Origin of the sequence: Arsenophonus sp. ENCA (genome assembly GCF_002287155.1) — a bacterium.
Taxonomy (GTDB): Bacteria; Pseudomonadota; Gammaproteobacteria; order Enterobacterales; family Enterobacteriaceae; genus Arsenophonus; species Arsenophonus nilaparvatae.
Genome location: NZ_NHNG01000624.1, coordinates 1 through 7,758 on the forward strand (window position 1 = coordinate 1; position 7,758 = coordinate 7,758).

The following is a 7,758-nucleotide window of genomic DNA, read 5'->3' on the forward strand; positions in this document are numbered from 1 at the left end:
AGGTAACCATCTGGGCAGATACCGGTTTTCAAGGTATAGATAAACAGCATCCTAATACACAAATCCCAAAAAAAGGAACTCGAAAAAGACCTTTATCGCCTGAACAAAAACAAGAAAATAAAATAATCTCGGGCATCCGTATTACAGTTGAACACGCCATCGCGGGTATCAAGCGCCTCGGTTGCATGACCCAAATTTTACGGAATCGTAGACCCTTTATTGATGATACCTTCTTACTCCTTAGCGCAGGTCTTTGGAATTTCCATCTCAGAACAGCGTAAAATTTACTTCAATCACCGAAACACCCTTATTTCACTATTAAGCAACACGCTTAATGTTATTGGGTGATCTGCATGCATGGTAATATGCAATAGTGAGCGAATAGTGAATTATAGTGATAATATTTCTTTATCATATTGAATTTTATGAATAAATTATAATCGCAACTATTCCTCTTTCTCTATTGTCTCCACCGGCCCTAAATTAACCGCTCATTTTTATCAGCGTATGTTTCAACATAACCCTGAATTAAAAGATATTTTCAACATGAGTCATCAAATTAATGGTGAACAAAGAGAAGCTTTATTCAATGCCATTTGCCTCTCTGCCAGCAATATTGATAATATTTCAGCCTTACTGCCTGCCATTGAAAAAATCGCCCAAAAACATGCCAGTCTGAATATAAAACCTGAACATTATTCGATTGTTGGTCAACATCTATTGCATACCATTGATAAGCTATTTCAGCCTGGAAAAGAAATTATTGATGCCTGGGCTAAAGCTTTTCACGTGCTAGCCGATATCTTTATTAACCGTGAAGAGCAGATCTACCAAACAAATGAAGAGCGTATCGGAGGTTGGCGAGGCTTACGTCATTTCAAAGTAGCTAAAAAGATCTCGCGCAGCGAAACGATCACCAGTTTTCAATTTATTCCAGAAGATGGTAATGAGGTAGTCGATTTCCGCCCTGGACAATATTTAACTATTTACTTACAGGATAATGAAAAACTTACTAATCAACAAATTCGGCAATATTCATTAACCAATGCACCTAACGGCAAAAGTTATTGTATCGCTGTAAAACGTGAAGAAAAAGGAAGTGTGTCAAACTATCTTCATAATGAGATAAAAGAAGGTGACATCGTCAAACTGGCACCACCCTGCGGTGATTTTTTTCTCGCCGTTTATGCCGATACACCAGTAACACTAATTTCAGCCGGTGTCGGCTTAACGCCGATGATAAGTATGTTGGAGAAGCTACATCAGCGACAACATAAAGCACCACTGAATTGGCTACACGCGACAGAGCATGGTGGACATCACGCCTTTGCTAATGAAGTAAAAAACAAATTAACCGATTTTACTCATGGCTTCAGTGCCGTTTGGTATAACAATCCACGAGAGCAAGACAGACCACAAGAACAGTACCAATACCAAGGGTTAATTCAAAAGTAAAAGAGCAGCTTAATCTTAAAAATATGCATTATTACTTCTATGGTCCAGTTAACTTTATGCAATTTATTGCCGAACAGTTGCTCGCCATGGGAGTAAATACCAGTCACATCCACTATGAGTGTTTTGGACCACATAAAGTTATTGAGGGAAATGAACAATAATAATTAAAACCTTCACTAAAACCAGGGTAAGTGGTAACAGGTGGAACAAAAAGTTACAGATTCCATATCAACTCCTTTGTAACTTTCAACCATCTGTTACCCTTTAAAATCAAATAGCCGCTTCATCCTGCTCGCCGGTTCGAATACGGATCACATTAGCAATATCATAAATAAAAATTTTGCCATCACCAATTTTTCCCGTTTGTGCCGTCTGTATTATCGTTTCAATACAACTATCAACAATATCGTCCGGAACAACAATTTCAATTTTTACTTTAGGCAAAAAATCAACCATATATTCTGCACCACGATAAAGTTCTGTATGACCCTTTTGGCGGCCAAACCCTTTTACTTCCGTTACTGTCATTCCGGTTATACTGACATCTGCTAAAGCTTCTCTTACATCATCCAACTTGAAAGGTTTGATAATTGCATCAATTTTTTTCATCAAATTATCCTATTATCACCAGTTTTTACGACCAAAAGCCGAAGTAATTGGGTAACGCCTATCCTTGTTGAAATTTCGCATTGTAACGCGCGGACCTATCGGTGCCTGACGCCGTTTATATTCATTAATATCAACTAACTTGATCACTTTACGAACTGTTGCTTCATCAAATCCAGCCGCAACTAATTCACTAACCGATTTATCCTGTTCAACATAACCTTCCAGGATCGCATCCAACACAGGATAAGGGGGTAAATTATCCTGATCGAGCTGCCCTGGCGCTAGCTCAGCAGAAGGCTGACGTTCTATCACTCGCTGAGGAATGATTGGTGAAATCGTATTTCGATACTTTGCTAGCTCAAATACCAACATCTTTGGTACATCTTTAAGCACCGCAAATCCGCCAGCCATATCACCATAAAGAGTGGTATAACCAACGGCGGACTCACTTTTGTTACTGGTCGTTAATACTAAACGGCGATGCTTATTCGATATTGCCATCAGAATGATAGCCCGACAGCGAGCCTGCAAATTCTCTTCGGTTGTGTCGGGCTCCATGCCGTTAAATAATGGTGACAAACCTGCCATAAATGCATCATACATGGCTTCAATAGATATTATCGCAAGTTTAATATCTAACAATGCTGCCTGCTCTTTGGCATCGTGGATACTCATTTCAGCCGTATATTTGAAAGGCATCATTACTGCCTGAACTTTATCTTTACCTAAAGCATCTACTGCAATAGCCAAGGTTAAAGCTGAATCAATTCCGCCAGAGAATCCCAAAATAACGCCAGAGAATCTATTTTTATTAATATAGTCACGGGTTGCCATGACTAATGCTTCATAAACCTGGGCTATCGGTGATAAAGTTTTTGCTGAATTAGTCACTGGCAGTGGTTCATCATCATTAAATTTACACTGGAGAACTTGCTCAGCAAACTGAGCTAAATAATGCGTTATCTCACCCTTGCGATTGAATACTTTTGAGCCGCCATCAAAGATGAGCTCATCTTGTCCACCAACCTGGTTTAAATAGACAATTGGTAATTGGGTTCTTTGGCAGTATGATTTTAATAATGTTGAACGAATATGGGGCTTTTCACGATTGTAAGGTGAAGCATTAATGATAATGAGGACATCAGCGCCTTTGGCTTTAACTGCATCAACTGGCTCATTAAACCAGACATCTTCACAAATTAAAAAACCTAAATTGTAACCCTTAAAAGGTATTACGCAAGTTTCATTAGCTGAATGAAAATAACGTTTTTCATCAAAAACACCATAATTAGGCAATTGTTGCTTAAAATATTGCGCCACTAGCTGCCCCTGCCAGAAAAATGACAATGCATTATAACATTTTTCGTTTTGCCAGCATGGATGACCAACAACAATGGCGATATTTTGACTAGCATCTTTCAGACGATCAAGTTGTTTGCTACAGCGTTGGTAAAAATCCGGCCGAAAAAGTAAATCCTCGGGCGGATAGCCAGTTAAAGCTAATTCCGAAAACAGAATAAGATCTGCACCCTGTAACTGTTGAGCCTTAGCTTCCTGCAACATGCGTTCACAGTTGCCTTCAATATCACCTACCAGCCAATTTAGTTGTGCTAGTGCAATATTCAGCGTTCGGTTCATAAAATTTCATTCTCCAGACATAATAAAAATTATTCTTTAAAATCATTAGCATCCAGTTTATGCCTGGCTAATAACTTATAAAACTCCGTTCGGTTTCGACCGGCCATACGCGCAGCATGGGTAACATTACCTTTTGTCATTTGTAACAATTTACGCAAATAATTAAGCTCAAATTGATTGCGAGCCTCAACAAAAGTAGGTAATGCAGTATTCTCGCCTTGCAGCGCCTGAATGACTAATGCTTCACTAATAACCGGCGCGGTTGTTAATGCAACACACTGCTCAATAACATTCACTAATTGCCTTACATTACCCGGCCAACTTGCCGCCATTAAACATTTCATTGCATCCCTCGATAGGCTACGCACAAAAGGTTTATGACGCTTTATTGATTCCCTTAACAAATGATTTGCTAATAAAGGGATATCCTCCGAACGCTCATTAAGGGTAGGAATTTTGATATTTACCACATTCAAACGGTAATAGAGATCTTCCCGAAATTCATTTTTTTCCATTGCCTTTGGTAAATCACGATGGGTCGCTGAAATAATTCGAACATCAATATCCAAATCACGGTTACTGCCTAAAGGCCGCACTTTACGTTCTTGCAAAACCCGCAATAGTTTCACTTGAAGAGACAAAGGCATATCACCAATTTCATCGAGAAATAGTGTTCCACCTTGCGCAGCGAGAAATAGACCTTCACGATGTGTAACCGCACCGGTAAAAGCGCCCTTGGCATGACCAAACAGCTCCGATTCTAAAAGCTGCTCAGGTAAAGCCCCACAGTTAATTGCAATAAAGGGTTTTTTAGCTCTAGGGCTAGCACGATGAATTGCTCGTGCCAACACTTCTTTACCAGTACCACTTTGCCCATTTATTAATACACTAACATCAGATTGCGCCACCATACGTGCCTGTTCTAATAAACGAAGCATTATCGGGCTACGAGTGACAATTTCCTCACTCCAATTTTCATCAGAAACGGAAATTGACATAGCCAAGGCTTCACCAATCGCTTTATAGAGGGCATCACGATCAACCGGTTTAGTGAGAAAACTCGATACCCCTCTTTGTGTTGCCGCTACCGCATCAGGGATTGAACCATGCGCCGTTAAAATAATGACCGGCATGCCTGGCTGCTGTTTCTGTATCTCCGCAAAAAGTGCCATGCCATCCATTTCATCCATACGCAAATCACTGATAACCAGATCAATTTTATCTTTTGCTAGAATTTTCAAGGCATCCACACCATTTTCTGCGGTAACCACCTTAAATCCTTCACTAGTCAAACGCATACCCAATAATTTCAATAGACCGGGATCATCATCTACCAATAATAGATTGGCTGATTTATGCACTGTCATTGGGGATTTTCTCCGCTTTTATCAACCTGATGAGACTCTTTAATCACATCCGTCGTTTTCGGCTCTGCGCTATTTGCTGTTGAATTGGTACTGCTTTTATCCATTTTTCCATTTGAAACAGCTTGTTCCTGCTGTTTGCGTGAAGAAAGTTGTCGTTCAATATCGGTCAGATTTTCCAACTTACGTGAGACAATATTTAATTCATAGGTTAGATGAGCGTTTTGTTCAGCTAAACGATCTAGTTTATTATCGCTCTCTTGTTGTAAACGTAAATATTTAGCATTTGCTTCTTCAACATTAACAATCTGAATTTGCTTTTCACGCCATAATTCTAACAGTGGACGAATAGGTGAAGGGAACTGCAAACTATAACTATTCAAATTATCAATTATTTTACGCCGGGCAGTGACGGTTGGCTCTGCGACATCGAGTAAAATACTATGTCGAAAAACATTTTGCCAATTAATTAACTGAATCGTTTTAGCCATCAAAGCCGCTTGCTCTTTATTCAATCGATTAGCACAGTCAACAATTCTCAACCAGTAAAGCGGATTATCTGAAGCATTCTCGCTATCTATATTCCATATTTTTTCACAAGTAACATAGTGATAATCTGTTATACGTTCTTCTATTGGTATCGATTCATTTATAATATCCAGTGGTACTGGATGGTGATATTTACTACAAGCTATTAATAAAAAAGGTAAAAGAAATGTTGTTAACTTTACTTTCCATTTAGTGGAAAAAAATTCCCCACAACTTAGCTTCGCAAATGCAATATGCCATGTTTTCCGCATTATCCCTGAGGCTATTAGGGTGTTGTAATTAGACCAATTTGGCATTATTCATACTCTGTGGTTAGTGGTAGCTCAATACGAAAACAGACATCAGCAAACTGACAATCAATAAGCAACAATTGACCATTCATTCTTTTAATACAATCTTGGGCAATGCTTAATCCTAACCCGCTCCCTTTTACTGCCCCTTTACGCAATAAAGATCCTTGAAAAAAAGGTTCATAAATCATATTTTGTTCAGATTCTGGGATAGGTGCTCCTGTATTAGCGATATCGATTTGGAGTTTATCATCAGTTTCATTACTTATTATCCAGATCTTACCCGATTCAGAACCGTAGTGCACTGCATTAGAATAGAGATTATCGATCACTCTTGCCAAAAAAGTTGGCTCTGCACAACAATGAGTAATATTTAACTCAATTTCAGTTTGAATATTTTTAGCTCTAGCCGTTAGATTATGTGAGGAAACGATATTTGCCACTAACTTGGTTAAATCAATTTGCTGAATCTGAGCTGGCCCATCGGCTAACTGACGATTATAGCCTAATAATTGCTCAATGAGTTGTTGCAAATGTTTACTGCTATTATCCAAAATAGCGACAACCTCTCGTTGGTCTAAAGTCAAAGGCCCTGCTACTTCATCAGCTAATAGTTCAGCCCCTTCACGCATACTGGCTAAAGGTGTCTTTAATTCATGAGAAATATGACGTAAAAATTCATGCCGTTGTGATTCCAACCAACTGAGTCGCTCACTTAACCAAACAATACGCTGAGCTAATGAACGTAACTCACTAGGCCCCTTAAAACGTTCAAGTCTGGTAAAAAGTGTTCCTCCTGCCCCAAGATGATTAATCATACGCTCAATAGCTTTAACCGGACCAATAATCATTCTAGTAAACAACACAACTAATAATACACTCAATAAAAACACAATTAGCGTTTGCCAACCAAAATATTGACCTTTTTCAGCAATTGCATTTTGCAATTGCGTACCACGTCCAAATACAACATCACGTGTTAATTGTACTAACTGATTGTTGGTAACCGAAAAACGTTCAAGGGCCGTCGCCATTGCCGGGATAGGTGAGTTATTTTCGCATTTTAAATCGGAGAGATCTTCCAGTAAGGTTTGAATAGTCGCGATTTGGTTTTTATCAGGCAAAATAGTCATTTGACGAGCTAGCATCTCACTATATTCTTGCCGTTTTTTCTTATATAAAGCAGCAAAAGTTTGATCGTTTAACACACAGTATTGACGATAACTACGCTCCATTTCAAGCGCGGTACTCGTCATAATTTCACTGCGCCTCGCATCAAGTAAAGTGGTACGGTTGATATCAGCCGCTTGATTACTCAATTGATCTAAACTTTGATAGGCCTGGTATGCCAATATTAATAATGGCAAAAGAACCAATAAAAAAGCCATCACCACCAGTTGGCGTAGTGAACGCGGAAAAGAATGCCACTTATTCAAAGAAATCATCTCATTACCTATTCATACTATTATGGTAACAGAACTTATATTCGATAGTGAATTTGCCTGCCGATTTAATAAAAAATTTCTAATTTGATTATTATGTGAAAAACAGTCTTTTTATCACCAAAATCGAGGGTAACATTTTAATTAATAAGGGAATAAGGCAAGGAGAGTAAATAATATTCATGCGCTTAAGCAGCAATAAATACTTTATTAAATAATTCACTGCGCCCCACCCATATGAGGCTGTCGCAAAAGGGGTGGAATTTTTTTTCAACAATATCCCACCGTGCAGATTTTCTCTTTTTCTGATTTTAGTTTGTACAAATAATAGACTAAAAATCATCCATAATATCAGAGCAACCGCTCTTGATAAGTTATAGGCCATTGCATGCAGGGTAAATTCGAGCTTTA

Annotated in this window: 7 protein-coding genes and 1 pseudogene; 2 read left to right on the forward strand and 6 right to left on the reverse strand. The window is 38.7% G+C overall.

The genetic code is table 11. From position 1 onward, the window contains the following. Both CBG25_RS16050 and hmpA read left to right on the forward strand, forming a co-directional pair. Positions 1-281: transposase family protein (locus tag CBG25_RS16050; RefSeq protein WP_290603775.1), on the forward strand; the 281-nt coding region annotated here is incomplete at its 5' end. Between the two features lie 148 nt (positions 282-429). After that, positions 430-1,616, forward strand: a pseudogene (gene hmpA, locus CBG25_RS16055) (NO-inducible flavohemoprotein). Between the two features lie 109 nt (positions 1,617-1,725). Here hmpA and glnB read toward each other — a convergent pair. The 6 genes from glnB to CBG25_RS16085 all read right to left on the reverse strand — a co-directional run. Further along, on the reverse strand, positions 1,726-2,064 hold the full coding sequence (glnB, locus tag CBG25_RS16060) for a nitrogen regulatory protein P-II (protein WP_290607887.1): 339 nt from the start codon (positions 2,062-2,064) through the stop codon (positions 1,726-1,728). A 15-nt stretch (positions 2,065-2,079) separates the two neighbouring features. Further along, positions 2,080-3,702 (reverse strand): NAD+ synthase, encoded by a 1,623-nt coding sequence (locus tag CBG25_RS16065; protein ID WP_290607888.1) that lies wholly within the window; start codon positions 3,700-3,702, stop codon positions 2,080-2,082. 29 nt (positions 3,703-3,731) lie between these two features. Beyond that, positions 3,732-5,069: a two-component system response regulator GlrR gene (gene glrR / locus CBG25_RS16070; protein ID WP_290607889.1), complete on the reverse strand. Its 1,338-nt coding sequence runs from the start codon at positions 5,067-5,069 to the stop codon at positions 3,732-3,734. Beyond that, entirely contained in the window at positions 5,066-5,866 is an 801-nt protein-coding gene (qseG, locus tag CBG25_RS16075; RefSeq protein ID WP_290607890.1) for a two-component system QseEF-associated lipoprotein QseG, read from the reverse strand. The genes glrR and qseG overlap by 4 nt, the downstream gene beginning before the upstream one ends. Positions 5,867-5,910: 44 nt before the next feature. Then, entirely contained in the window at positions 5,911-7,350 is a 1,440-nt protein-coding gene (locus CBG25_RS16080) for a HAMP domain-containing sensor histidine kinase (RefSeq protein ID WP_290607891.1), read from the reverse strand. Between the two features lie 91 nt (positions 7,351-7,441). After that, on the reverse strand, positions 7,442-7,758 hold a 317-nt coding region (locus CBG25_RS16085; RefSeq protein ID WP_290607892.1), incomplete at its 5' end, for a hypothetical protein.